This is a genomic window from Methyloversatilis discipulorum, assembly GCF_018780585.1.
Classification (GTDB): Bacteria; Pseudomonadota; Gammaproteobacteria; order Burkholderiales; family Rhodocyclaceae; genus Methyloversatilis; species Methyloversatilis discipulorum_B.
This window is the reverse complement of the sequence record NZ_JADMJL010000051.1, coordinates 1-26,085: the sequence shown is the minus strand read 5'-3', so window position 1 is coordinate 26,085 and position 26,085 is coordinate 1. Positions and strand designations below refer to the sequence as shown.

General features: G+C 67.0%; 22 protein-coding genes and 1 other RNA gene. 14 read left to right on the top strand and 9 right to left on the bottom strand.

What is annotated here, in order from left to right; all coding sequences use genetic code 11:
• The first annotated feature begins 10 nt into the window (after positions 1–10).
• Positions 11–1,090, top strand: coding sequence for a carotenoid 1,2-hydratase (locus IV112_RS19195; protein ID WP_304006296.1), 1,080 nt, complete (start codon positions 11–13; stop codon positions 1,088–1,090).
• Positions 1,091–1,097: 7 nt separating this feature from the next.
• Here the strand turns inward: IV112_RS19195 and msbA are convergent, their stop codons facing one another.
• Positions 1,098–2,813 carry a lipid A export permease/ATP-binding protein MsbA gene (gene msbA / locus IV112_RS19190; RefSeq protein ID WP_425763669.1) on the bottom strand — a complete coding sequence of 572 codons (1,716 nt, stop codon included), beginning with the start codon at positions 2,811–2,813 and terminating at the stop codon, positions 1,098–1,100.
• Between the two features lie 117 nt (positions 2,814–2,930).
• Positions 2,931–3,512 (bottom strand): histidine phosphatase family protein, encoded by a 582-nt coding sequence (locus tag IV112_RS19185; RefSeq protein ID WP_304006291.1) that lies wholly within the window; start codon positions 3,510–3,512, stop codon positions 2,931–2,933.
• A gap of 214 nt (positions 3,513–3,726) precedes the next feature.
• Here IV112_RS19185 and IV112_RS19180 point away from each other — a divergent pair, with 214 nt between their 5' ends.
• Entirely contained in the window at positions 3,727–3,987 is a 261-nt protein-coding gene (locus IV112_RS19180; protein WP_304006289.1) for a hypothetical protein, read from the top strand.
• A gap of 49 nt (positions 3,988–4,036) precedes the next feature.
• On the opposite strand, the gene IV112_RS19175 is transcribed toward IV112_RS19180, so the two are convergent.
• Both IV112_RS19175 and cobU read right to left on the bottom strand, forming a co-directional pair.
• Positions 4,037–4,603, bottom strand: coding sequence for a histidine phosphatase family protein (locus IV112_RS19175; protein ID WP_304006287.1), 567 nt, complete (start codon positions 4,601–4,603; stop codon positions 4,037–4,039).
• On the bottom strand, positions 4,600–5,136 hold the full coding sequence (gene cobU / locus IV112_RS19170; protein WP_304006285.1) for a bifunctional adenosylcobinamide kinase/adenosylcobinamide-phosphate guanylyltransferase: 537 nt from the start codon (positions 5,134–5,136) through the stop codon (positions 4,600–4,602). The genes IV112_RS19175 and cobU overlap by 4 nt, the downstream gene beginning before the upstream one ends.
• Before the next feature lie 87 nt (positions 5,137–5,223).
• Here cobU and IV112_RS19165 point away from each other — a divergent pair, with 87 nt between their 5' ends.
• From IV112_RS19165 to IV112_RS19125, 9 genes are all read left to right on the top strand, one after another.
• On the top strand, positions 5,224–5,418 hold the full coding sequence (locus IV112_RS19165) for a hypothetical protein (RefSeq protein ID WP_008061278.1): 195 nt from the start codon (positions 5,224–5,226) through the stop codon (positions 5,416–5,418).
• Complete coding sequence (locus IV112_RS19160) at positions 5,415–5,720, top strand: cell division protein ZapA (protein WP_019915533.1); 306 nt, start codon at positions 5,415–5,417, stop codon at positions 5,718–5,720. The genes IV112_RS19165 and IV112_RS19160 overlap by 4 nt, the downstream gene beginning before the upstream one ends.
• A 35-nt stretch (positions 5,721–5,755) precedes the next feature.
• A non-coding RNA gene (gene ssrS, locus IV112_RS19155) (6S RNA) lies at positions 5,756–5,938 on the top strand.
• Between the two features lie 334 nt (positions 5,939–6,272).
• Positions 6,273–7,799 (top strand): acyl--CoA ligase, encoded by a 1,527-nt coding sequence (locus IV112_RS19150; RefSeq protein ID WP_020163214.1) that lies wholly within the window; start codon positions 6,273–6,275, stop codon positions 7,797–7,799.
• Between the two features lie 49 nt (positions 7,800–7,848).
• Positions 7,849–8,853 carry a Bug family tripartite tricarboxylate transporter substrate binding protein gene (locus IV112_RS19145; RefSeq protein WP_020163215.1) on the top strand — a complete coding sequence of 335 codons (1,005 nt, stop codon included), beginning with the start codon at positions 7,849–7,851 and terminating at the stop codon, positions 8,851–8,853.
• Between the two features lie 102 nt (positions 8,854–8,955).
• On the top strand, positions 8,956–9,468 hold the full coding sequence (locus IV112_RS19140; RefSeq protein WP_019915529.1) for a tripartite tricarboxylate transporter TctB family protein: 513 nt from the start codon (positions 8,956–8,958) through the stop codon (positions 9,466–9,468).
• A gap of 26 nt (positions 9,469–9,494) precedes the next feature.
• Positions 9,495–10,991 carry a tripartite tricarboxylate transporter permease gene (locus tag IV112_RS19135; RefSeq protein WP_020163217.1) on the top strand — a complete coding sequence of 499 codons (1,497 nt, stop codon included), beginning with the start codon at positions 9,495–9,497 and terminating at the stop codon, positions 10,989–10,991.
• 97 nt (positions 10,992–11,088) lie between these two features.
• A complete protein-coding gene (locus tag IV112_RS19130; RefSeq protein WP_020163218.1) occupies positions 11,089–12,093 on the top strand; it encodes a 2-dehydropantoate 2-reductase in 1,005 nt (334 codons plus the stop codon).
• A 119-nt stretch (positions 12,094–12,212) separates the two neighbouring features.
• Entirely contained in the window at positions 12,213–13,043 is an 831-nt protein-coding gene (locus tag IV112_RS19125) for a sulfite exporter TauE/SafE family protein (RefSeq protein ID WP_029143494.1), read from the top strand.
• 9 nt (positions 13,044–13,052) lie between these two features.
• On the opposite strand, the gene IV112_RS19120 is transcribed toward IV112_RS19125, so the two are convergent.
• On the bottom strand, positions 13,053–13,568 hold the full coding sequence (locus IV112_RS19120) for a hypothetical protein (protein ID WP_304006269.1): 516 nt from the start codon (positions 13,566–13,568) through the stop codon (positions 13,053–13,055).
• A gap of 10 nt (positions 13,569–13,578) precedes the next feature.
• The gene (gene mgtE, locus IV112_RS19115; protein WP_024300664.1) at positions 13,579–15,021 is read right to left on the bottom strand and encodes a magnesium transporter; all 1,443 of its coding nucleotides are present in this window, start codon (positions 15,019–15,021) and stop codon (positions 13,579–13,581) included.
• Between the two features lie 152 nt (positions 15,022–15,173).
• Here mgtE and IV112_RS19110 point away from each other — a divergent pair, with 152 nt between their 5' ends.
• From IV112_RS19110 to IV112_RS19100, 3 genes are all read left to right on the top strand, one after another.
• Positions 15,174–17,189, top strand: a complete 2,016-nt coding sequence (locus IV112_RS19110) for a ribonuclease catalytic domain-containing protein (RefSeq protein WP_304006268.1) — start codon at positions 15,174–15,176, stop codon at positions 17,187–17,189.
• 145 nt (positions 17,190–17,334) lie between these two features.
• Complete coding sequence (locus tag IV112_RS19105) at positions 17,335–20,007, top strand: two-partner secretion domain-containing protein (protein WP_304006265.1); 2,673 nt, start codon at positions 17,335–17,337, stop codon at positions 20,005–20,007.
• 106 nt (positions 20,008–20,113) lie between these two features.
• Positions 20,114–21,760, top strand: a complete 1,647-nt coding sequence (locus tag IV112_RS19100; protein WP_304006262.1) for a ShlB/FhaC/HecB family hemolysin secretion/activation protein — start codon at positions 20,114–20,116, stop codon at positions 21,758–21,760.
• 12 nt (positions 21,761–21,772) lie between these two features.
• On the opposite strand, the gene IV112_RS19095 is transcribed toward IV112_RS19100, so the two are convergent.
• The 3 genes from IV112_RS19095 to IV112_RS19085 form a co-directional block, all read right to left on the bottom strand.
• Positions 21,773–23,482: a CorA family divalent cation transporter gene (locus tag IV112_RS19095; RefSeq protein WP_304006259.1), complete on the bottom strand. Its 1,710-nt coding sequence runs from the start codon at positions 23,480–23,482 to the stop codon at positions 21,773–21,775.
• A gap of 43 nt (positions 23,483–23,525) precedes the next feature.
• Positions 23,526–25,103 carry an ArnT family glycosyltransferase gene (locus IV112_RS19090; RefSeq protein ID WP_304006256.1) on the bottom strand — a complete coding sequence of 526 codons (1,578 nt, stop codon included), beginning with the start codon at positions 25,101–25,103 and terminating at the stop codon, positions 23,526–23,528.
• A gap of 115 nt (positions 25,104–25,218) precedes the next feature.
• Positions 25,219–25,764 carry a PEPxxWA-CTERM sorting domain-containing protein gene (locus tag IV112_RS19085; RefSeq protein ID WP_304006254.1) on the bottom strand — a complete coding sequence of 182 codons (546 nt, stop codon included), beginning with the start codon at positions 25,762–25,764 and terminating at the stop codon, positions 25,219–25,221.
• Between the last annotated feature and the right edge of the window lie 321 nt (positions 25,765–26,085).

Genomic DNA, 26,085 nt, shown 5'->3' with positions numbered 1-26,085 from the left:
TCTGCGCAACATGAATTCCGCGCTGCGCCGACTGCTGTTGCACCTGCCGCTGCTGGCCGTGCTGCCGGCCCGCGCCGACGAAGCTGCCTACGATGCGGTACTGCCCGCCACGCCGCGCAGCCTGCCGCGTGACCACGGTGCGCACCCCGGCCACCGTATCGAGTGGTGGTACATCACCGGCTGGCTGGAGCGCGACGCCGCGGTGCCGATCGGCTTCCAGCTTACCTTTTTCCGCGTGCGTCAGCCGGCGCACGACGCCAACCCGAGCCGCTTTGCTCCGCGCCAGCTGCTGTTCGCGCACGCCGCGGTGTCCGACCCGGCGCGTGGCCGCCTGCTGCACGCGCAGAAGATCGCGCGCGCCGGTTTCGGTCTGGCCGAGGCGTCGGCTGACGACCTCGACGTGCGCATCGACGATTGGCATCTGGCCCGCCAGCCTGCGCCGGAGCGCCTGCTCGCACACATCGCGGCGGACGATTTCGACTACGCGCTGACCTTCGCGCCGACGCAGCCGGTGCTGTGGCAGGGCGAACAGGGGTTCAGCCGAAAGGGGCCTGATCCGGCGCACGCCAGCCATTACCTGAGCTGGCCACAGCTGGAAGTGAGCGGACGCCTGCGCATCGCTGCGAAGACCCGCGCCGTGCGCGGTCGCGCCTGGCTCGATCATGAGTGGTCGAGCGCGCTGATGCCGGAGGGCGCGCAGGGCTGGGACTGGCTGGGCATCAATCTGGACGACGGCGGTGCGCTGATGGCCTTCCGCATGCGCGACGCCAACGGCCACGCGCTGTGGGCGGCAGCGACCGTGCGCGACGCGGCGGGCGATCGCCGCCATGCGTCGAATGAAGTCGGTTTCGCGGTGCGCCGCGTCTGGCGCAGCCCGCGCAGCGGCGGCGCCTATCCGATCGAACTCGACGTCAGTGTGGGGGGGCGTCGCTTCCTGGTGAAACCGCTGTTCGACGACCAGGAACTGGACAGCCGCGCCAGCAGTGGCGCCATCTACTGGGAAGGCGCGGTGACCGTGTTCGAAGGCGCGCGCCGGGTCGGCCGCGGCTATCTGGAGCTGACCGGTTACGCGGCAGCGCTGAAGATCTGAAGCCCTGTCACTCGCCGCCACCGAGCTGCGAGTTGTAGAGGCCGGCGTACATGCCGCCCGCTGCCAGCAGGTCGGCATGCTTGCCGATCTCGGCGATGCGGCCGCGGTCCATCACGACGATGCGGTCGGCGCGCTCGATGGTGGACAGCCGGTGTGCGATCACCAGCGTCGTGCGGTTCTTCATCAGCACTTCGAGCGCGGCCTGCACCTGACGCTCGGATTCGGTGTCCAGTGCCGAGGTGGCTTCGTCCAGTATCAGCACCGGCGCGTCCTTCAGCAGCGCGCGCGCGATCGCCAGCCGCTGGCGCTGGCCGCCCGACAGCTTGACGCCGTTCTCGCCGATCATGGTGTCGAAGCCTTCCGGCATCGCCTGGATGAAATCCAGCGCATAGGCGGCGCGAGCCGCCGCCTCGATATCTGCGCGGTCGGTGCCGCGCAGCGCGCCGTAGGCGATGTTGGCCGCCACCGTGTCGTTGAACAGCACGACGTCCTGGCTCACCAGCGCCATGTTCGCGCGCAGGCTGGCCAGCTTCACGTTCTGGATGTCGTGCCCGTCGAGCAGGATGCGTCCCGAGGTCGGCGTGTAGAAGCGCGCCAGCAGATGGGCCAGCGTGGTCTTGCCGGAGCCGGAGGCGCCCACCAGCGCCACTGTCTCGCCTGGCGCGATCGACAGATCGAAGTGCTGCAGCACCCGCAGTTCGCGGCCCGGATAGCCGAAGCCGAGCTGGTCGAAGTCGATGCGTCCGCGCGCGCGCTCCAGTTCCACCGTGCCGCTGTCGCGTTCGGCCTGCTGGTCGATCAGCTGGAACACGCTTTCCGCCGCCGCCAGCCCGCGCTGCAGCGGCGCGTTAACGTCGGTCAGGCGCTTCAGCGGCGCCAGCAGCATCAGCATCGCGGTGACGAAGCCCATGAAGCCGCCGACCGTGGTGCGATTGGCCGCCGAATCGGCCAGCGCGACCGCGATGACGATGCCCAGTGCCACCGCGGTGAGCACCTGGGTCATCGGCGACACCAGTGAGGCGGCGACGATGTTGCGCATGTTCTGCCGGCGCTGCTTGCGGCAGGCGGCGTCGAAGCGGCCCATTTCGTAGTCCTGGCCACCGAATATCTTGACCACCTTGTGCGCCTCGATGGTCTCTTCCAGCGTATGCGCGATGCTGCCCATCGCCGTCTGCGCGCCGCGCGCAGATTCGCGGATGCGACGCGAACTGAGCCGCACGATGAGCGCGATCAGCGGCAGCATGCCGAGCACGATCAGCGTGAGCTTCCAGTTCAGCCACAGCAGCCAGGCGAGCAGACCGGCCACGGTGAGCGTATCGCGCACGAACACGGTGATCACGTTGGTCGCCGCCTGCGTCACGCCCTGCACGTCGTAGGCGACCTTCGAAATCAGCGCGCCGGACGAGTTGTTGTCGAAGAAGTCGGTCGGCAGCGCCAGCAGGCGGCCGAACATGGCGCGCCGCAGATCGAGCACCACGTTGTTGGCGGCCCAGGCGAAGGCGTAGTCGGCGATGAAGCCGAACACGCCGCGCACGGCGAACAGCAGCACGATGGCCAGCGGGTAGAACCACACCGCCTGCGGATCCTGGCCGCCGAAACCGCCGTCGAGCAGCGACTTCATCAACGCCGGGAAGACCGGTTCCGCCGCCGCGGTCAATGCCATGCAGACGATGGAGACGGCAAAGGCGATCCAGTAGGGGCGCACGTAGCCGAGCAGACGCATATACAGCGCGCGGCTTGAAACCTGGGGTGAATTCATGGCGGGCGTCAGGCGGAGAAGCGCGGATTATCCTTGATCCGGCGAGGCTCTGTTCATCCGTGCTTGCTCTGCACGCCGACGTCAGCGATTGAAGCTGCGCAGCTTGGGTCCGAGCGGGCCGATCGCCAGATGGGTGACGCGGCCGAACTCGAACTCCAGATTGAGCCAGCGGCTTGGCGGCAGGCCGAGCAGGGTGCCGGTCAGCGCGCGCATCGGTCCGTTGTGCGCGACCACGACCAGCGCACCGGTACCCGCGCGCTGCGCCTCGAAAGCGTCCCAGACGCGCGCTGCCATGTCCGCGTACAGCTCGCCGCCGGGGGCGCGGAAGTCGATCAGCGTGCTGCCCCACACCTCGAAGCCTTCCGCCGGAATGTCGGCGAAGGGCTTCAGTTCCCAGTCACCGAAATCAAGCTCGCGCAGCCGCGCGTCCAGATGCACCGTCGGCGATACCGCCTCGGCCAGCAGACGGGCCCGCGTCAGCGGGCTGCTGACGACGCGCGCGTCGGTGGGCAGCAGCGGCGCAAGCCGTGCGGCGCAGGCGGCGACGTCCTCGGCCACCGGCAGATCGACGGCGCCGTAGCACAGGGCGGGATCGACGGCCGGCTTCGGATGGCGGACCAGATACAGGTCCAGTGGATCAGTCAGACGGAACAGTTCGTTCATCGTGTTGCGTTCATGCAATGACAGCAGCGTGACGGCGCACCCGCCAGCCGGCACACCTGGAGCACTGTGTAACGTCGCGTATGCACTTTGATGCGCTGCAAAAAATTCTTACTTGATCTGAGGCAAACCAAGGCAGACGTAGGGGTTGAAAGGTTTGTTGCGGTGCACTACATTGAACTCAACGACAGCTTTTTAACTTGCAAGGAGCATCACCATGAAAACCACTGCATTCCGCATCGCTCTCGCGACCAGTCTTGCGATCGCCACGCTTGGCGCATCGGCCGCCACCGAAGCTTCGGTGTCGTCCGCTGCCGTCGGACACCCCGAAGACTACAAGGTGTTCATCGACGCGCCCACCGGCTACGCCTTCGTGAAGACGCCGTCGCGCTGGGTGTTCACCCGCAAGGTGGACAGCGCCCGCGTTGCCGAATCGTCCGCCGAAAAGCGCGTCGAGAAGGCCGAAGCGACCCGCTGATCGACGTTTCAGTGCCGTACCGGAAAAGCCACCCGCAAGGGTGGCTTTTTCATTTTGCGGTCTCGCCGCGACGCCAGGTGCCGTCCGCGCCGGATTCCAGCCTGATGCACGCACCCTGCGGACAGGCGATGTCCAGCCAGTCGTTCTGCGGCAGGCCGAGCAGCCGGCCTGCCATCACCCGGAGCGGACCGCCGTGCGCGACCACGACGAGGTCGCCGCTCTCCGCTGCACCCCATTCCTCCCAGGCGGCCCACGTGCGCGCCGCCATGTCCGCCGCCGATTCGCCACCCGGGATGCGGAAGCCCCACACGTCGGCGGACCAGAGGTCGATGTCGGCACGCGGCAGCGTGTCGTAGCGCCTCATTTCCCATTCGCCGAAATCCATCTCCTGCAGGCGGTGGTCGAAGGTCACCGTGTCCGACAGCGCCCGCGCCAGTTCGGCGCAACGGCGCAGCGGACTGCTCAGGATCGTCGCACCGACCGGCAACTCGCCGCGCAGCGTCGCCGCGGCAGCGGCAACCGGCGCTGCCAGTGCCACGTCGGACCGCCCGTAACAGATGCCGCGTTCCACTGCGACCGGCGGATGCCGCACCAGCCAGAGTCGGCGCGCGCTCACGGCCGCTTCAGCGCCAGCGGAAGCCCGGCGGTGACCAGCGTCACCCGCGGACAGACGCGGGCCAGCGCCTGGTGCAGCCGGCCGGCTTCATCGACGAACACGCGCGACAGGCGCCCCATCGGCACGATGCCGCTGCCGACCTCGTTCGATACCAGTGCGATCCGGCCCGGCAGAGTCGGCAGAGCGTCGATCAGTGCCGCGCACTCGCGCACGAAAAGTCCGGGCAGCGCAGCGCCCGGCGCATCGTCCATATCCATCAGCAGATTGGACAGCCAAAGCGTCAGGCAGTCGACGACGATGAAGCGGTCGGCCGCGGCGGCATCACGCAGCGCGGATGCCAGATGCAGCGGTGCTTCGACCACAGGCCAGTGCGCCGGCCGGTTGGCGCGATGGCGCTCGATGCGCGTCGCCATCTCACCGTCGCGCGCCTCGGCTGTCACCATCATGGTTACCGTCAGCCCGCTGTCCGTCGCCAGCGCTTCGGCGTACGCGCTCTTGCCGCTGCGGGCCCCACCTAGAATCAGTTCGTGCACTGCTTTTCGCTCCGTTGCTGGTGGGCGCGAATTGTACGGCCACACCTCGTCTTGACCGGCCCGGCGGCACCCACCTATAGTTCGCCGATGGATCATGACATCAACCAGCTCGGCGACCGGCTAGACATCCTGCTCGGTCGCTTCCGCGCACTGCATGACGAGAACATCGTTCTGCGGAACCGTGTCGCGGCGCTCGAAGGCGAGAACAAGGTGCTCGGCGACAAGGTCGCCGCGGCGCGTGAAAAGGTGAGCGGTCTGCTCGAAAGGCTGCCTCAGGAATGAGCGAATCGAATCTCGTCGAAATCACCATACTCGGCCGCGAGTATCGGGTGCAGTGCCGCGAGGGCGAACGCGATGCGCTGAACGCATCGGTCGAACTTGTCGAACGGCGCATGCGCGATCTTGCCGAGGCCACGCGCGCCTCCGGCGAGCGCCTCGCCGTCATGTGTGCGCTCAACCTGGCACACGAAATTTTTCAGATGCAGGCGACCGGCGGTGTTGATTTGGTGCCGCTGCGGCGTAGAATCAACGCCATGCAGTCGCGTATCGACGAAGCGCTTTCCGCACAGGAAAAGCTCTTCTAGAGGCGGTTGCAGCAAGGTGAAAGACCTTGCGTATCAATCCCCTGCGGTGTTCGCCAAGGTCATAGATTCCTTGAACCAATGTCTCATTGGCATAAGGTCGCGAACCATGGACGCCGCTGTTGTGCGCACCTCTCGGGGATGCGCCTGATGCGGCAGGGACGCGGCCGCTCTGAACCCTCGGTTCAGGATGCCGGCCTAGCGACATGCGCGGGGGTCCCCTACAAAGCGGTACCGTAGAGTGTTGCAAGCCCGACGCCCACTACCCCGGGTACGGGCCGGTCACCAGAAGTGGCCTCCCTCCTCCGGCCGCGGCCATACCAGCCGCGGTCTTTGCTGTGTAACGCATCTGTTACACATTGCTCCGTCGTAGAGATCTGCTGCGTCAGCTTTGCTGTGCGCGGCTGTTTTGCGGCAGCGCGTCTTGAACACCCGTTCGATCTGGGAAAGACTCAGCTGCCGTTCGTCCCGTGTGTCCATACGACGCACGTGGCTCCGTCGCGGAAGCGGATGCACCCATCCATTCCTTTGTTTCCTGAGTTTTTCGGAGTTCGTATGTCCGGTATTTCCACGCTTGCCGAGCTGTTTTCCACCGGTGCCGATTCGGCAGTGGCGCTGTCCGCGCCCGCGCGCACCGATCTGAGCTTCGGCAATCTGCGCGCACTGATGACGCGCACCGTCGCACGTCTGAATGAACTGGGTGTGGGTCGCAACGACCGCGTCGCCATCGTCCTGCCGAATGGCCCGGACATGGCCAGCGCCTTCATCAGCATTGCTTCCGGTGCCACCGCCGCGCCGCTGAATCCGGGCTACCGCGCCGAGGAATTCGAGTTCTACCTGTCCGACCTGAATGCCAAGGCCCTGGTCGTCGAGCGCGGCAGCGTGTCGCCGGCGATCGAGGTGGCGAAGAAGCTGGGCGTGCGCGTGATCGACCTGGTGGCGAACGAAGCCGCCGGCGATTTCAGCCTGGAGCCGCGTGAAGCCGCGGCCGTCGCCCCGGCCGCCAACGGCGGCGCCGCGCAGGCGGACGACGTCGCACTGGTGCTGCATACCTCGGGTACGACCTCGCGTCCGAAGATCGTTCCGCTGACCCAGCGCAACGTGTCCGCTTCGGCGCAGAACATCCGCGCCACGCTGGCCTTCACCGAAAAGGACCGCGGCCTGAACATCATGCCGCTGTTCCATATTCACGGCCTGATCGCCGGCATCATGGCGCCGCTGTCGGCCGGTGCTTCGGTGTTCTGCACGCCGGGCTTCGATGCACTGAAGTTCTTCTCGCTGATGGATGAAGCGCACCCGACCTGGTACACGGCGGTGCCGACCATGCACCAGGCCATCCTGTCGCGCGCCTCGCGCAACAAGGAAATCATCGAACGCAACCCGCTGCGCTTCATGCGCTCGTCGTCGTCGTCGATTCCGCCGCAGGTCATCCGCGAGCTGGAGGAAACCTTCGGCGCTCCGCTGATCGAGGCCTATGGCATGACCGAGGCGTCGCACCAGATGGCGTCCAACCCGCTGCCGCCGCGCGCCCGCAAGCCGGGTTCCGTCGGCCTGGCCGCCGGTCCGGAAGTCGAGATCATGGACGACGACGGCAACATCCTGCCGGCCGGCGAGATCGGCGAAATCGTCATCCGCGGTGCCAACGTCACCCCGGGTTACGAGAACAACGAAAAGGCCAACAAGGAAGGCTTCACCAACGGCTGGTTCCGCACCGGCGACCAGGGCAGCAAGGACGCCGAGGGCTATCTGTCGCTGACCGGCCGCCTGAAGGAAATCATCAACCGCGGCGGCGAGAAGATTTCGCCGCGCGAAGTCGACGAAGTGCTGATGGATCACCCCGCCGTGGCGCAGGTCGTCACCTTCGGCATCCCCCACCCCAAGCTGGGCGAGGAAGTGGGCGCCGTGGTCGTGCTGCGTGAAGGTCAGCAGGCCACCGACAAGGAAATCACCGCCTTCGCCGCGACGCGACTGGCCGACTTCAAGGTTCCGCGCAAGATCCTGTTCATGGATGAAATCCCCAAGGGTGCGACCGGCAAGCTGCAACGCATCGGTCTCGCCCAGAAGCTGGGTCTGGGTGGCTGAGCCATCCCCTTCCGCGCACTACCGCATCAACAATAAAGGAGACTTGCACATGACCAAACTCGGAAAGTGGGCCGGCCGCGCCCTCGTGACCGCCATCGCGACCATCGGTCTGACCGGTGCCGCGAATGCCTGGGAACCGACCAAGCCGGTCGAGTTCGTCGTGCCGGCCGGTACCGGTGGCGGCGCCGACCAGATGGCCCGTTTCATCCAGGGCGTCGTGGCCAAGAACAAGCTGATGGCCCAGCCGCTGGTCGTCGTCAACAAGTCCGGCGGTGCCGGCGCGGAAGGTTTCCTCGAAGTGAAGGGCGCCAAGGGCGACCCGCACAAGATCATCATCACCCTGTCGAACCTGTTCACCACGCCGCTGGCGACCGGTGTCCCGTTCAACTGGCGTGACCTGACCCCGGGCGCGATGCTGGCGCTCGACCAGTTCGTGCTGTGGGTGAACGCCGATGCGCCGTACAAGACGGCCAAGGAATACATCGACGACATCAAGGCCAAGCCGGCCAACACCTTCAAGATGGCCGGTACCGGGTCGAAGCAGGAAGACCAGATCATCACCGCGATGATCGACAAGGCGACCGGCAAGAAGATGACTTACGTGCCGTTCAAGGGCGGTGGCGACGTGGCGGTGCAACTGGTCGGCGGTCACGTCAATTCGACGGTGAACAACCCGATCGAGGCGGAAGCCCACTGGCGTGGCGGCAAGCTGCGTCCGCTGTGCATCATGGACAGTGAAAAGCTGCCGTACAACGAGAAGGTGACCGCGACCCAGGCCTGGGGCGACATCCCGACCTGCAAGAGCGCCGGCGTACCGATCGAGTACCTGATGCTGCGCGGCGTGTTCCTGGCGCCGGGTGTCACGCAGGAACAGGTCGACTTCTACGTCAATCTGTTCAAGAAGGTGCGCGAGACGCCGGAGTGGGCCGACTTCATGAAGAAGGGCGCGTTCAAGCAGACCTTCATGAGCGGCAAGGAATTTGCCGACTGGGTCGGCAAGTCGGAAGCGATGCACTACGGCCTGATGAAGGACGCAGGCTTCCTGGCCAAGTAATCAGCCTGTAGCAGTGTGCGAATACGGGCGGGTCATCCCGCCCGTATTCGTTTCGATGTGCCGCGAAGATGTTCACTTCCTGTTTTTAGTTTCTGGAGATTCATGATGGAGCGATCCGAGGACGCCGCTGAAGCCGGCATGTCCAACCGCTGGCCGGAAATCCTGGTCGCGCTCTTCCTGTTCGCCATCGGCATCATCGTGGTGAACGACAGCATCCGAGTCGGCATCGGCTGGGAAGAGGGTGAGGGCCCGCGCGCCGGCTATTTCCCCTTCTACATCGGCTGCATCCTGCTCATATCCAGCGGCTGGATCCTGTTCGGCGCACTGACACGCTTCAAGAAGGCACAGCCGCAGTTCGCGTCCTGGGTCGAGCTGAAGTCGGTGATGCAGATGCTGGTGCCGCTCACCATCTACATCGTGGCTGTCGTCTATCTCGGCATCTACGTGTCGTCGCTGGTGCTGATCGCCTTCTTCATGAAGGTGCACGGCAAGTTCGGCCTCATTGCCACCACCCTGACCGCAGTCGGCGTGCCGCTCGCAGCCTTCATGCTGTTCGAGCGCTGGTTCCTCGTGCCGCTGCCCAAAGGTCCGATCGAGCTGATGCTCGGTTTCTGACATAACGCGAAATTCCCGAGACCGAGATGGAAGAACTCAACAACCTCATGCACGGGTTCAGCGTCGCGCTGACCCTGCCCAATCTGGGCTTCATGGTGCTCGGCATCACGCTGGGCATCCTGATCGGCGTGCTGCCGGGCCTGGGCGGTGCCAACGGCATCGCCATCCTGCTGCCGCTGACCTTTTCGATGGACCAGACCTCGGCCATCATCATGCTGTCCTGCATCTACTGGGGCGCGCTGTTCGGCGGGGCGATCACGTCGATCCTGTTCAACATTCCGGGCGAACCGTGGTCGGTAGCCACCACCTTCGACGGCTTCCCGCTGGCACAGCAGGGTCGGGCGGGTGCCGCACTGACGGCGGCGTTCACGTCGTCCTTCGTTGGCGCCTTCTTCGCCGTGCTGCTGATCACCTTCCTCGCCCCGCTGGTGGCGAAGTTCGCGCTGAAGTTCGGGGCGGCGGAAATGTTCGCGGTGCAGATGCTCACCTTCTGCTCCTTCGTCGGCATGAGCAAGGAGCCACCCGCCAAGACGCTGGCCGTGATGGCGCTCGGCTTCGCGCTGGCGGCGGTCGGCATGGACACGGTGACCGGCACGCTGCGCATGACCTTCGGCACCACAGAGCTGCTGAAGGGCTTCGACTTCCTGATCGCGGTGATCGGTCTGTTCGGCATCGGCGAAATCCTGCTGACGATGGAAGAGGGCCTGGCCTTCAAGGGCAAGAGCGCGAAGATCCAGCTCAACGTCGTGCTGCAGACCTGGAAGGAACTGCTGCGCTACTGGAAGACCTCGATCCGCTCGGTGCTGGTGGGCTGCTGGATGGGCGTCACCCCGGGTGGCGCGACGCCGGCCTCCTTCATGGCCTACGGTCTGGCCCGTCGGGGAGCGAAGGACAAGGACTCGTTCGGCAAGGGCAATATCGAAGGCGTGGTGGCCCCGGAAACCGCGGCGCACGCCGCCGGTACCTCGGCGCTGCTGCCGATGCTGACGCTGGGCATTCCCGGTTCGCCGACCGCCGCTGTGCTGCTGGGCGGCCTGCTGATCTGGGGTCTGCAGCCCGGTCCGCTGCTGTTCACCGAGAAGCCGGACTTCGTCTGGGGCCTTATCGCGTCGATGTACCTCGGCAACATCGTCGGCCTGATCGTCGTGCTGACCACGGTGCCCTGGTGGGCGGCCATCCTGCGCATCCCGTTCTCGGTGATCGGCCCGGTCATCATCGTGATCTGCGCGATCGGTGCCTACACGGTGCACAGCTCCATCTTCGACGTGGTGATGATGCTGGTGTTCGGCGTGTTCGGTTACCTGTTCAAGAAGCTGCGTTACCCGCTCGCACCGCTGGTGCTTGCGCTGGTGCTCGGCGACATGGCCGAATCGAGCTTCCGTCAGTCCATGCTGCTCTCGCAGGGCAGTCTCGACATCTTCTGGGCCAACCCGCTGGTGGCCGGTCTGATGCTGCTGTCCTTCACCATGCTGCTGTGGCCCATCGTGCCGGCGCTGAAGCACTATCTGCGCGGCCGTGCGTGACATGAACTGATTCCGTCCGCCCCACGACGGCGGGACGGAATGACGGCGGGCCGGTGCGCAAGCGCCGTCCCGCCGCGCCATTGAAGGAGATGAAAAGATGAAGATCGCAGTCGTTGGCGCAGGCGCCATCGGTGGTTACCTGGCGGTGAAGCTGTCGCGCGCCGGCAATGAAGTGACTTGCATTGCGCGCGGCCCCAACCTCGCCGCCATCCAGGCCAAGGGCATGTCGCTGATCCTGGAGGACGGCACGGTCGAAGACGCCCCGAACATCCGCGGCGTGCAGAAGATGGCCGACGCCGGCGTGCAGGACGTCATCCTGCTGACGCTGAAGGCGCATCAGGTGAAGGACGTGGCGGCCGACATGCGCGCGCTGTTCGGCCCCGACACGATGGTCGTGACCATGCAGAACGGCATCCCCTGGTGGTATTTCCACAAGCTGGGCGGCGACTACGAAGGCACGCCGGTCACCTCGGTCGATCCGGACGGCATCGTCGCCGCCAATATCGAGGTCGAGCGCGTGATCGGCTCGGTCGTCTATCCGGCGTCCGAGCTGGTCGAGCCGGGCGTGATCAAGCTGATCGAGGGCAACCGCTTCACGCTGGGCGAGCTCGACGGTTCGCGTTCGCCGCGCATCGAGGCGCTGTCGCAGGCGATGATCGCCGCTGGCTTCAAGTCGCCGGTGTCGAAGGACATCCGTTCCGAAATGTGGGTGAAGCTGTGGGGCAACCTGAGCTTCAACCCGATTTCGGCGCTGACCCATGCCACGCTGGAAGACATCTGCCGCTTCCCGCTGACGCGCGAACTCGCTGCCAACATGATGCGCGAGGCGCAGGCGGTCGGCGAGAAGCTGGGCGTGGAATTCAAGATCGGTCTGGACAAGCGGATCGCCGGCGCCGAAGCGGTCGGTGCGCACAAGACCTCGATGCTGCAGGACGTCGAAGCCGGCCGTCCGCTGGAGTTCGAGGCGCTGGTTGGCTCGGTGCGCGAACTGGGCCGCATCACCGGTATCCCGACGCCCAACATCGACGCGGTCTACGCGCTGGTGTCGCTGCTGGCGCGCACCTTGTCGGACAAGAAGGGCAAGCTGGCCATCGCTGGCTGATCGTCGCCGACTGTACGACACAGCGGGGCGCCTTCGGGCGCCCCGTTTTGTTTTTGCGCCACGCCACTTTTGCGGCGACAGCGCGTGCTGTGTTCAGATAGCGCCTTTTGCGCTGCACCATGATGCTGATACCGGACTTCTTCCCCAGCCTCGACTTCGTCCTCGCCTGTCTCGTGCTCGGTGCCGTTGCCGGCTTCTTCGCCGGCATGCTGGGCATCGGCGGCGGCACGCTGCTGGTGCCGATACTGGTGATGCTGTTCGAACAGCAGCAGGTGACGCCGGACCACATCCTGCATCTGGCGCTGGGCACCTCGATGGCGGCCATTGTCGTGTCCGCCTTCGTCAGCCTGCGCACCCATCACGCACACGGCGCCGTCGACTGGCCGGTAGTCCGGCTGATGACGGTGGGCGTGCTGCTCGGTACCGCGCTCGGCACCTTCATCGCGCGTCTCGTTTCTACGCAGACGCTGTCGGTGTTCTTTGCGGTATTCATCGCCTACATCGCGATCAACATGCTGGTCGGACTGAAGCCCAAGCCGTCGCGTCAGCTGCCGGGGCCGGCCGGCCTCATTGCGGTAGGGGGCGGCATCGGTACCATTTCCGCGCTGGTGGCGGTCGGCGGCGGTGCGATGACGGTGCCCTTCCTGACCTGGTGCAACCGCGACATCCGCAACGCCATCGGCACCTCTGCCGCGCTGGGCCTGCCGATCGCGCTCGGCGGCACGGTCGGCTACGTCGTCAATGGCTGGGGTGTGCAGGGCATGCCGGCTCAGGTGCTGGGCTATGTGCACCTGCCGGCGCTGGCCGCCATCCTATGCACCAGCGTGTTCACCACGCCCTGGGGTGCGCGCGCCGCTCACCGTCTGCCGGCCACCTTGCTCAAGCGCGTGTTCGCGACGCTGCTGGTCGTGCTGTGCGCGCGCATGCTGTGGAAGCTGTGGGCGGCCTGAGCCGCCGCTTCACGGACGGTGCCGTGCCGCGGTCAGCCGTTCGACCGCAGTCTGCTGATCGCCTGCGCGCGCCTCCGCGCTCATCGCGGTAAAGCTCACCGTCAGTTCGCCGACGCGCAGCATGCCCTGGCGCAGCCGGGTATAGGGTTCCGGCGTGATGCTGCCGCCGGCGTCGAAATAGAAGCCGGTCGCCGTCGCCTGCAGCGGCGCCGCCGCCGCGCCGACCGTTTCGGCGGTGCGGCGGACGCGTGCGCGGATTTCGTCCGGCGTGGCCGGCGGCTTGCGGTCGGCGGCCTTCCACACGGCGGTCACCACCCACTGCGCCTGGCCGTCCGGCGCGGCGACGGTCACCGTCGGCGGCATGCGGGCGTCGTGCCGGCTGATGTCCACCGCCCAGTCCTCGGGGACGTCGAACTCCAGCGTACCGGCCTCGGCGCAGGGCACGGTGACGATGCGGTCAGCCGCTTCGGCGCAGGTGCCGGCGATCATCATCGCGAGGCCGAAGGCGAACAGGCGCAGCTGCATGGCAAGTCCTTCAGATCAGGAACAGGGTGGCCAGCCCGAGGAAGATGAAGAAGCCGCCGGAATCGGTCACCGCGGTGATCAGCACCGAAGAGCCCACTGCCGGGTCGCGCCCGTAGCGCGCCAGCAGCATAGGTACCGATACACCGACAAAGGCGGCGAGCAGAAGGTTCAGCGTCATCGCGCCGGTCATCACCATGCCCAGCGCCCACGAGTCGTACAGCCACCAGGCGAGCAGGCCGAGCAGGCCGCCCCAGACGATGCCATTGATCAGCGACACGCCCATTTCCTTGCGGTAGAGGCGGCGCGCCGCCTCCGGCTGCAGCTGACCGAGAGCGATCGCGCGCACGATCATCGTGATGGTCTGGTTGCCGGAGTTGCCGCCGATGCCGGCGACGATGGGCATCAGCGCGGCCAGCGCCACCAGCTTCTCGATCGAGCCTTCGAAAGCGCCGATCACGCGCGAGGCGAAGAAGGCCGTGACCAGATTGATCGCCAGCCAGGCCCAACGGTTCTTCACCGAATCCATGATGGGCGCGAAGATGTCTTCCTCCTCGCGCAGACCGGCGTGCGCCAGCAGCTCCTCTTCCGACTGCTCGCGGATGAAGTCCATCACCTCGTTCACGGTGAGCCGGCCGATCAGCTGATCGTGGTGGTCGACCACCGGCGCCGACACCAGGTCGTAGCGCTCGAAAGCCTGGGCGGCCGATTCGGCGCTGTCCGAGGCGCGCAGCACGAGCGGATGGTCGTGCATCACGCTGGCCACATCGACGTCGACGTCGTTCACCAGCAGCGTGTTCAGCGACAGCGAGCCGCGCAGCTTGTCGTCGCGGTCGATGACGAAGATCTGGTCGGTGTGGTCCGGCAGTTCGTCGAACAGGCGCAGGTAGCGCAGCACGACTTCCAGTGTCACGTCCTCGCGTACCGTGACCATGTCGAAATCCATCAGCGCACCGACCGAGTCCTCCGGGTAGGACATTGCCGCACGCAGCTGTTCGCGCTCCTCGTGGTCGAGCGAGCTGAACACGTCCTGCATGACTTCGGTCGGCAGGTCGGGCGCGAGGTCGGCCAGTTCGTCGGCGTCGAGCTGTTCGACCGCGGCGACCAGCTCCTTCGGCTCCATCGCGTCGATCAGCGTCTCGCGGACCGCGTCCGACACTTCGAGCAGGATTTCGCCGTCGCGCTCGGCGCGCACCAGGTCCCACACCAGCAGGCGGTCGTCCGGCGGCAGCGCTTCCAGGATGTAGGCGATGTCGGCCGGGTGCATCGCGTCGAGCTTCTTGGTCAGCTCGTTGTGATGCTGCTTGGCCACCAGCGTCTCGACCAGTTCGTGACGCGGCATCTCCTGCCGGTGCACCAGGCTTTCGACCCGCTTCTGACGGTCGAGCAGCGTCCTCACCTCTTGCAGGCGCTCTTGCATCGCGTCGTGGTGAAGGATTTCGTCGGCGTCGGCCACGTGCAGCACATCCGGGTCGGGCCTGCCGGGCGGCGGGCTGGCAGGCGATTGTAGCCGCCCCCGGTTACCGGCCCGAGGCTTTTTGCCGCGATGCGACAGCGGCTGCGCGCTTTCAACGATAATCACGGGCCGTATCCCTGCCGACCCGTTTCATGAATGTTCTTTTCGAAGAGGACGGCCATTTCCGCGCCGGCTCCGTGATGACCGACAGCGTGTCCTCGCTGCAGGTCGAACTGCCGAGCGGCAAGCGCTCAAAGGTGAAGGCGGCCAATGTGCTGCTGCGTTTTGCCAGCCCCGAGCCGTCCGCGCTGCTGGCGGCCGCCGAAACGCAGGCGGCCGATCTCGACGCGCCCTTTCTGTGGGAAGTGTGTGGCGACGACGAGTTCGCCTTCGAGGAACTGGCCCGCGAATACCACGGCACCGCACCGGATGCCGTGCAGTCGACCGCCATCCTGCTGTGCCTGCACGCCGCTCCGATCTACTTCCATCGCAAGGGCCGCGGTCGCTTCCGCAAGGCGCCACCGGACATCCTGAAGGCCGCGCTCGCCGGCCTGGAAAAGAAGCGGCTGCAGCAGGAGCAGATCGAGCACTGGAGCGCCGAACTGCAGGCCGGGCGCACGCCGCCGGAGATTGCCGCCTGTGCGACGCAGATCCTGTACAAGCCGGACCGCAACCGCCTCGAAACCAAGGCAGTCGAAGCCGCTGCCGCGGCCGCCGGCCTGTCGGTGGTGGGGCTGATGGCGAAGGCCGGTGCCTTCGCGTCCAGCCACGACTATCACCTCGGCCGCTTCCTGTTCGAGTACTTCCCGAAGGGCACCGACTTCCCGACGCACGAAGTGCCGCCCGCTGGCGATTTGCCGGACGCCGGCGTGCGCGCCTTCTCGATCGACGACGCCACCACCACCGAGATCGACGACGCCTTCTCGGTGCGCCCGAAGGAGGGCGGCGGCTGGCGCGTCGGCATCCACATCGCCGCGCCGTCGTTGGCGATACAGCCCGGCAGTGCGCTGGCCGACATCGCGCGCAACCGGCTGTCGACCGTCTATTTCCCCGGTCGCAAGATCACCATGCTGCCGGACGAGGCGGTCGACGCCTACACGCTGGCCGCCGGGCGCGACTGCCCGGCGCTGTCGCTCTACCTCGATGTCGAGACCGATCTGCGGGTGACGGCGAAGCAGACCCGCATCGAACGCGTTGCCGTGGTCGCCAACCTGCGTCATCACGAGATCGAGCCGCTGTTCAACGACGACACGCTGACGGCCGGCGAACTGCCGGACTTCGAGTGGCGCGACGAACTGCTGCTGCTGTGGCGTCTGGCCGAAGTGCTCGAAGCCGGTCGCGGCAAGCCGTCGGCCAACGGCGGCCAGATGGATTTCAACTTCTACGTCGATTGGGAACAGACGACCGAAGACGGCGAGGGCCGTGTCGACATCCTGCGCCGTGCGCGCGGCAGCCCGCTGGACAAGCTGGTGGCCGAACTGATGATCGTCGCCAACAACACCTGGGGCGCCGATCTGCGCGACGCCGGCATCCCGGCGCTGTACCGCGCCCAGGGCGCCGGCAAGGTGCGCATGACCACGGTGGCCGCACCGCACGAAGGGCTGGGCGTCGACTGCTACGCCTGGTCGACCTCGCCGCTGCGCCGCTACGTCGACCTGGTGAATCAGTGGCAGATGATCACGCTGCTGCGCGGCGAGCCGCCAGTGTTCCCGCCGAAGTCGGAAGCGCTGCTGTCGGCGCTGCGCGACTTCGAGCTGGTGTACGCCGCCTACGCCGACTTCCAGCGCGCGATGGAGCGCTACTGGTGCCTGCGCTGGCTGCGTCAGCGGGCGGCGGCTGGCGATACCTCGCCGCTGTCGGCCATCGTGCTGCGCGAATCGCTGGTGCGGCTGGAGCAGATTCCGCTGGTACTGCGTTGCCCCAGCCTGCCGGCGCGCGATCCGCGCTCGCGGGTCGAGGTCGAGGTGGAGCACATCCATCTGCTCGACAACGATGCCCGCGCCCGCTGGGTCGGCGATCTGGCGGCGCTGACCGGCGCTGCCGCGGTGTCGGAGGAAGAACTGGCGGAGGAAATCGCCGAAGCCGAGCTGCCGCCGGAAACACCGCCCGCCGACGCGCCGGTGCCCGAACTGCCGGTGACCCCGCCGGAGAGTGGCGAGGCGGACTGAGCGCGCGGCGGTCGCCGCGTCGCCGCCGCTTGACTCCGATCAAGGGTGTGGCGGATTGCATTGATTCATTCGGTGTCCTGTGCTCAAGCCCGAGGGGCGGGCGACGTTAAGCGGTGAGTAGGCCGACTTTCGAGGACCCCGAATCATGCCCAGCCCAGCCCCCGCTCGCGCAACTTCCATCGCCGCCCCTGGTGCGGCTCGTCCGCCTCTGCCGCTGACCCGGCTCACGGCCGGCCTCCTGCTGATCGCCGGGGTCTGGTACTGCGCCCATGCAAGCGCAGCCGACCTGCCGACCGGCGGTCAGATCGTGTCCGGAAGCGGCGCCGTCACGCAGTCGGGCAGCACGATGACCGTGCAGCAGGACAGCGCGCGACTGGCCATCGACTGGGCGGGTTTTTCGATCGGTGCCGGCCACACCGTCAATTTCGTGCAGCCCTCGGCCGCGTCGGTCGCGTTGAACCGCGTGACCGGTGGCGAGGTGTCGGTGATCCAGGGCGCCTTGAACGCCAACGGTCAGGTGTTCCTGATCAACCCGAACGGTGTGCTGTTCTCGCCCAGCGCCCAGGTGAATGTCGGCGGCATCGTCGCGTCGACGCTGGACATGAGCGAGGAGGGGCCGGACCGCTACCGCCTCTCCGGCGCCAGCGCGAATGCGGTCATCAACCAGGGCAATATCCGCGCCGCTGACGGCGGCACGATTGCGCTGGTCGCCGCCCGGGTGATCAACGAAGGTACGCTCACCGCCAACGCCGGTCGCGTCCTGCTTGGTGCCGGCGCGACGGTGACGCTGGATCTGGGCGGCCCGGTCAAACTCCAGTTGAACGAAGCTGCGCTGGATGCGCTCATCGTCAATGGCGGCGCCATCCGTGCCGACGGCGGGCAGGTCATGCTGACCGCCCGTGCCGCCGGTGACCTGGTGTCCACGGTGATCAACCACAGCGGCGTCATCGAAGCACGCACGCTGGCGACCGGAGAATCCGGCGAGATCGTGCTGCTCGGCGACATGGAGAACGGCCGCATCGCGGTGTCCGGCCGGCTGGACGCCAGCGCACCGGACGGTGGCGACGGCGGCTTCATCGAAACCAGCGCGGCGCAGATCGATCTGGCGCCCGACCTCGTCGTCACCGCTGCAGCGCCCGCGGGCGCATCCGGCCTGTGGCTCATCGATCCGACCGACATCACGATCGCCGCTGCCAGCTGTACCGGCACCAACTGCATCTCCGCCAACACGATTGCGTCCACGCTGAATGGCGGCACCGATGTCAGCATCGCCACCGCCGCTGCCGGCGGTGCAGCCGGCAACATCACGGTCAATGCGCCGATCAGCTGGAGTTCGAACAAGCTGTCGCTGAGTGCGCACAACAACATCCTGATCAACGCGACACTGGAAGCGACCGGTACCGGTTCGCTGCATTTCGCCTACGGTCAGGCCAGCAGCGACGGCGCCGGCAGCAGCTACCAGGTAGCCAGCGGCTCGAAGGTGCTGATTCCGGCCGCTTCGGCCTTTACCTGGCAGAAGGGTTCGGCTGGCGCCGTGCGCAACCTGGTGTTCGACAACGGCCTGCTGCGTTTCGGCAACGGCACGCAGGCGTCGATCAACAACGAAGGGCAGTTGCTGCAGCCCTGGTATTTCGACAACACCTCGGTCGTCAACGGCGTGACCCGCAACGGCTGGTTCAAGCTCACCTTCAGCAGCTTCCCGCTCAATCTCGAACTGGGCGTTGGCGGCGACGGCACGTCGAGCTGGAATCGCAACGGCGAGATACTTGGCTCCAACAACAACCTGCTGCCGGCCGTCACCGCGCGCAGTCTGGACATCAGTGGCTACCGCGAAGGCAGCGGCGTCATCGTGTCGGCGATCGACATCCTTTATCCGGGTGGCGGCAGCACGGTGCGCGTGACCAACACCTACACGCTGGGCGCGACCGCCTCCTTCCTGAAGGCCGATACCGCGGTCACCAATCTCGATCTGGCCGGTTCTCTCGGCAATGTGCGGCTGTGGGTGGGCACGCAGGACGACTACATCGCGACCCGCGACAGCCAGTTCAAGTTCAAGGGCAACCTGACCGCCGACGGCTTCGAACAGATCGCCACGCAGAACACCCAGTCCAAGGCGCTCAAGATCACCGAATTCAACGACGGCCTGACCGGTGCCGCCGTGCTGTTCTACTCGACGTCCGACGGCGCCGACACCTCGATCTCGACCTGCTGCAGCTTCTCCAACGCGACCGGCATCGATCCGCGCACTTCGCTCATCGCCCGCGGTGTCGATGGCAGCGGAAACCCGCGAGCCGAGGACGGCTCCTATGCACTGTTCATCCGGCTGCAGGATCTCGCACCCGGGCAGAGCAATGGCATGACCTGGTACTACGCGGCCGGCCCGGTTGCGCTGCTCGACAACATCGTGAGCCAGGTATCGACGTCGGCCGGCGTGCGTCCGCCAGCGCCGCAGCCGCCCGTCAACACGCGCCCGCCGCTTGACGCCGCAGTGCAGAACGCACAGCAGCAGACCGTGACCGTGCAGCCGCCGGCGACGCCGGTGCTGCCGTCGGTCGCCGCCGGCAACGTGCCGGCTGCGGGCAACCGCGTCGGCTCCATCGGCAGCCTGCAGGTGACGGAGATCCGCTCGCAGCAGACGGGCAGCGAGGCGCAGGGGGGCGGCACATCGCAGACCGGAGACGCGCAGGACCAGGACGGCGGCGACAGCGCGCTGCTGGCCCAAGTGTCGCAGTCGGCCGATGCGCTCGGCATGCTCAAGGTCTTTGTCGTCGACGGTGGCGTGCTGTTGCCAGAAACTGCCGGGACCGAGCGCGAATAGAGCGCAGACTGGCGAGTCAGGCGAGCGATGTCAGTACGCGGGTCGAATGCGTACAGGCATCGCAGTACACTGACACCGTCATTTTCAAACTGACCGAACCGACCTCATGGCTTTGATCCGTACTACGGCGCTCGCCAGCGCGCTTGTGCTCTCGCTTCCGCTCCACGCCCAGGTGGCACCGGACGCCGGACGCACGCTGCAGGAAACCGTGCCGCCGGTGCAGGCGCCCCGGCCGTCACCCGACATAACGATAGAACCGCCGTCGGACGCCGCCGTCGCTCCTGAGGGCGGCGTTCGCGTCACGCTGCAGTCGGTCGGCTTCAGCGGAAATACCGTGTTCGACGAGGCGGCCCTGCGGGCAGCGCTCGGCGACGTCGTCGGCCGCGAGTTCGATCTGGCGGGCCTGCGCGAGCTGGCCGCCCGCGTGTCGGCGTTCTACCGCAGTGCCGGCTACCCGTTCGCGCGCGCCTTCCTGCCGGCGCAGGCGATGCGCGACGGCGCGCTGCGCATCGAGGTCATCGAAGGGCGTTACGGTCAGGTACGCGCCGACGGCGAGGCCGACCTGGCCACCGGGGCGCAGCGTTTCCTGGTGCCGCTGCAGACAGGCGACGTGATCGAAGGCGGGGCGCTCGAACGCACCGCCCTGCTGCTCGACGATCTGCCCGGTGTCCGGGCGGTGCCCATCATCCGTCCGGGGCAGGAACTCGGCACCGGCGACATGATCGTGCGCGTCGAGCGCGAGCGGCGCTATGCACTCGAAGTGGGGCTGGACAACCACGGCAACCGCTATACCGGGCAGGGCCGCGCGCGCGTCAATCTCGGCGTCGACAGTCCTTTCATGCTGGGCGACCAGTTCCTGCTGCGCGGCCTGCTCACGCAGGAGGGCATGTGGTTCGGGCACGCCGGCTACAGCCTGCCGGTGGGCGTGTCGGGCCTGCGCGCGCAGTTCGCCTACGCACACACCTACTATCAGCTTGAACGCGATTTCGCGGCGCTCGATGCCAGCGGCACGGCGAAGACGGCCAGCGCCGGGCTGAGCTATCCGCTGCTGCGTTCGCAGCGCGCCAACGTCAATCTGTCGGTCAACCTGCAGTACAAGGACCTGAACGACAGACAGGGCGCAACGCTGAGCAGCAGCGACAAGTCCAGTCACGCACTTCCGGTCACGCTGGGCTTCGATCTGCGCGACGGTCTGGGCGGCGGCGGCATGACCTACGGCGCGCTCGCCTGGACGCCCGGTCGTCTCGATCTCGACAGCGGCCTGGCTGCGCTCGATCGCACGACGGCGCGCACCGAGGGCGGTTTCAGCCGTTATAACCTCGATGTCGCCCGACTGCAGCTGCTGCCGGCCGGCTTCAATCTGTTCGGCCGGCTGTCGGCGCAGTGGGCGAGCCGCAATCTCGACTCGTCGGAAGGGTTCGGCCTCGGCGGGCCGAACGGCGTGCGTGCCTACCCGGTGGGCGAGGGCTACGGTGACGAGGGCGCGCTGGCGCAGGTCGAACTGCGCTGGACGCACGGTGCGCTCAGTCCCTACGGCTTCTATGACATCGGTCGCGTTCGCACCGACGCCCGCCGCTGGCAGGCGATCGATAACAACCGCTCGATCAGCGGCGCCGGCTTCGGTCTGCGTGCGCGCGATGGCGGCTGGAACTTCGACGCCTCGTTCGCCTGGCGCCTGTCCGGCGGCGCGCCGGAGTCGGACACCAAGGACCGCCTGCCGCGCGTCTGGGTCAGCGCCGGCTACAGTTTCTGATCGTCCCCTGTCTCAGGGGCGCGTGCGCGCGGCCGCGGCGATGCGGTCGTTGCGGCGGCGGCCGGCCGCGCTGCTGCGCGGTCGCCAGATGCGCAGGAAGGCGCGCACCTTCTGCCGCGGCGTCAGCGTGTCATCCGACACCGCGTCGAAAAATTCCGACAGCGCGCTCGATTTCTTCAGTGTGTAGAAGGTGAGCACCAGCGTCGGGATCGCCACCACGACGACGGCGCCGATCTTGCCGAGCAGCGTGGTCGGCGGGCCGTCGAAAATGTTCATGCCAAGGAAACCGGTGACGATGGTGCCGACCAGACCGAAGATGGTCACCACGGTCAGCCGCAGCAGCGTTTCGTTCTGGCGGCGGCTGTCGTCGGCCTCCAGGTAGTTGTCCATGTCGAGTATTTCGGCGCGCAGCTCGTCGTACAGCGCGTCGTTGCCGAGGTTGCGGGTCCACATGTCGAAGAGGTCCTTGGCCATCGACTGCTTCGATACCTCGCCGAACCAGTAGCGGTGGCTGAAGCGCAGGAAGATTTCCATGGTCTGGCGGATGCTGCGCTTGAAGCGACGGCGCGAGTCCGCCTCGTCGGCGTCGAGCAGGCTCACTGCGACCACCAGGCGATCCATCAGCATCAGCAGCGAAGCGCGGTGGAAGTGGGCGATCAGGCCGATCAGGAAGTACTGGTGGCGGAATTCGGCCAGCAGGCCGTTCTGCGGATCGGAATAGCCGCTCAGTCCGTGCATGCCCACCATCACCATGGACGGCCCGGTGCAGATGACGCGCGTGCTCGCGTTCTCGCTGCGCCGGCCGGGCACCCAGAAGCGGTCGTAGCAGGACGTGCGTTCGAACTCCGACATCACCTCTTCCGAATAGGGCAGCGGCCGGCCGTCGTCCGGCTGCGTCGCCTGACCCAGCCGGACGAAGTCTTCGCGCGTCAGCGCGAACGGGTCGTCGAAGGACAGGAAGGTCATCTTCGGCTGGCGGTGATATTCCAGCTGGCGGTAGCGGATGTCGCCGTCGGCTTCCGAGTGGTGCAGCACCATCGGGCTGAGCAGGTATTCCCAGTGCTTGCCGATGGCCGATGCGCGGTGTTCCCACACGTGGCGCAGATAGCGTTCGCGGTCGCCGTAGTCGGATTCGGCCAGCACCTCGCCGTCGCGCCCCAGCCACTGCACGCTGCGCATGCACTGGGCGGCGCGACTGTCGTTGCTGTCGCCGTTGGTCCACTTTGCGGGGAAGGCGCGGCCAAAACGGAACAGCAGTTCCTGCACGCGCGGCAGCGGCAGGTCGTCGGCATACACCTCCAGCACCAGCAGCACCACATCGACGTCATAGAAGAAATAGAGGTCGATGTGCTGCACCGTCAGGTCCAGCGTGCTGCCGTCCTCGCAGCCCAAGCGGACGGCGGCGATGTCGTGCCGGCGGAACACGCGGATCGGCGATTCGCCGTAGCCGCGCAAGGTCGCGCTGGAACGCCCCTGGCCGTAGAGGAAGCGCTGAACGTGCGGCAGGAAGGTGACGAATTCGCGGTAGTGGCGCTCGTGGAAATCGGTCGGCGCGCCGGTGAATTCGTCGCGCTGTTCGCGCCAGGGGTTGTTCTCGGTGATCGCCGCCAGCGCTTCCGAATGCCGCTGTACCTGGTCGCCGGCGCGCATCGGCATCAGCCGCAGCGGCCACATCAGGATCTGGCGGAAGTGGCGGGCAACGGGTGGGGTGGATGCACTCATGACGATCGCGCCGGTTGCGGGGTGGCCGAGTGTAGCGCCGCCTTCAGCGCAGCGGGCGGCGCAGTTCGGGTGGCAGCGTGCGGCGGTCCTTCACCACGGTCAGTGTCAGTCCGGCGCGCTCGACGCGTGCGATCTCGTCGCCGCGCAGCACTTCGTCGCAGCGCATGTGCGTGGTCGAAATGAAGAAGTCCGCCCGCACCCAGTCGCGGGTGACGACGTAGCGCTCCGTCGGCAGCCAGGCCTGTGCCTGCAGCGATTCGGCGCACACCGCCACCTGCCACGGTTCGGCCGGCGCCGGTTCGGCGTCGATGCGCGCGCGAAGCAGCGCCGCCGCCTCGCGCACGCCGTCCGACCAGTAGTCGGTTTCCCAGCGGTCCGGCGCGCCAGCGAAGCCGCCGGCCAGCCGGTTGTAGTTCACGTAGTGATAGGGGGCGAGCCGCGCCATGTCGTACAGCGGCACGGCGACGCCGGCCGCACACAGCAGCGCGAACGCGGCGGTCGTGGCCGGTCGCGCACGCGACCAGCGCCCGGCGGCGCGCAGGCCGGCGGCCGAGATCACCGCCAGTGGCGGCAGCAGGAAGGTGAAATGGCGGATGCCGTTGTACAGCGTCGGCCGTGTGGCCAGTGCGAGCGCCAGCGGCAGCAGCGCGGCCAGCAGCACCGGCAGCCAGCGCAGCCCGTCGACGCGCCGCGGCGCCGTCAGCGCGCCAGCGGCGGCGAGCAGCAGCCCGGCCAGCGCCAGCTCGGGCAGTCGGGCGGCGAGGTAGAGCGGCAGGTAATGACGTGGCACCTCGCCGATCTTCATCACCTCGCCATCGAGCACCGTGTACAGGTCGAAAGTGAAGTGAGAGAAGGTGGTGAGCGCCTTGAACAGATTGCCGGGCGCCTGCACCGACCACGGCCAGCACAGCGCCATCAGCGCCAGTGCGACCGGCACGGCAGGCAGCAGGCTGGCGATCGAGCGCAGCAGATGAGCCGCCCGCGTGCGCAGGTCGCCCGCTGACAGCGCGCTGACCGCGACCACGGTCAGCCCCAGCGCCATCACCGCGAACACCGCGCCGACGCGCAGCCCGAAGGCACAGCCGATGGCCGCACCCAGTTGCAGCACGAGCGCCAGCGGCGGGCGCGGCATCAACGGCACCAGCCGCACGATGCACAGCGTCGCCCACGCCATGCAGGCGGCGAAGGGGATGTCCTTGGTGTGCGTGAACAGCGCGCCGCCCCAGGCGCCGGTCAGCATCAGCAGCCCGACCGCGCTCAGCGCAGCCGCCTCACCGGCCAGCAGGCGCGCCGTGCGATACACGGCGAACAGGCCGCCGAGACCGAACAGCGCGGTCAGCAGATGCCGCAGATCCCACACATTCATCGCCGGCAGCAGCCGTTCGGCCGAAGCGGCGAGCAGGTCGAACAGGCCGCCGTAGAGGTAGAGGTTCTTGTACTGGAAGGCCGCGAGGTCGGTCAGACCGGAACGGTAGTAATCGAGCAGCAGCCGGCCATAGACGTGCTGTACCTCCTCGTCATTGCTTAGACCGTGCTGGTCGAAGCACAGCAGGACGTATAGCGCGATCAGGACGAACAGCAGGAAGGCGGGGATGTTGCGGCGGGCGGCGGCTGGATTCACGACGAGTGCAGGCGGTTGGACGGCCGCATAACGCGCGACCGCGTGCTGCGCTGACAGCGCGCGCAAAAGAAAACGCCCCGCGGTGCGGGGCGTCGGTTCGAGCCGGGTACGGTGCTCAGACGCGGCGACGGGCGATCGCGCCGATCACGCCCAGACCGGCGGCCAGCAGTGCCCAGCTCGCCGGCTCGGGCACCGGCAGCGGGCTGCCGGCGTACAGGATGGCGTGCGACAGGTTCTGCGCGTTGCCCCTGACGTTGGTCGCGATGCCGGCGGTGGTGTCGAAGCTCAGCGAGGTGACCGGGGCGGCCAGGTCGAAGTAGTAGAAGCTGTGCTGATTGGCCGCCTTCAGGCCGATCACGATGCGGCCACTGACCGCGCTGTCGAAGTTCAGCGTGCCCGAGGTGGCGCCGCTCGGGTTCGACGAGAAGGGACCGAAACCGGTGCTGTCGGTCGAGCCGACGAAAGTCCAGCTGCCGCCGAAGGTGGTCGCGAGGAAGTCGGTTTCGGCCGTGGCGCCGTTGATGTTGTTCGGCCGCGCACCGACGCAGGCGCTGGCGGCGACGCCGGAGAAACTGGTGTCGGCGCAGTCTTCGGCGCGGGCACCGTTCATGGCCAGCAGCGCCAGCAGGGGCAGGGAAAATCGGGCGAGGGACTTCAGCATTTCGGGACTCCGGATCGCTGCGCAGCGACGGCCGCGCGATGGAATTGATGCTACGCAACATGGACGCGGACGGCCGGTAATAAGTCATGCAGAAAGTGACCGAAAGGTTACGTTTTGCATCGCACCATGCGGGGGAGCGGTTAGCGCACACCTCGGTGGGAGCAGCCTTGGCCGCGACGCGGCCGTCGTAGTCCGCCGGCTTCGATACAGGTGGCTGTCGGGGTCAGAAGACCAATCCGGGCTCCGGCCGTGGATCGGGCGCTCATCCTGTAGATACTGTTATCCGAGTCAAGCACCGTGAGCGGTTGGGTCGAAAGGTTT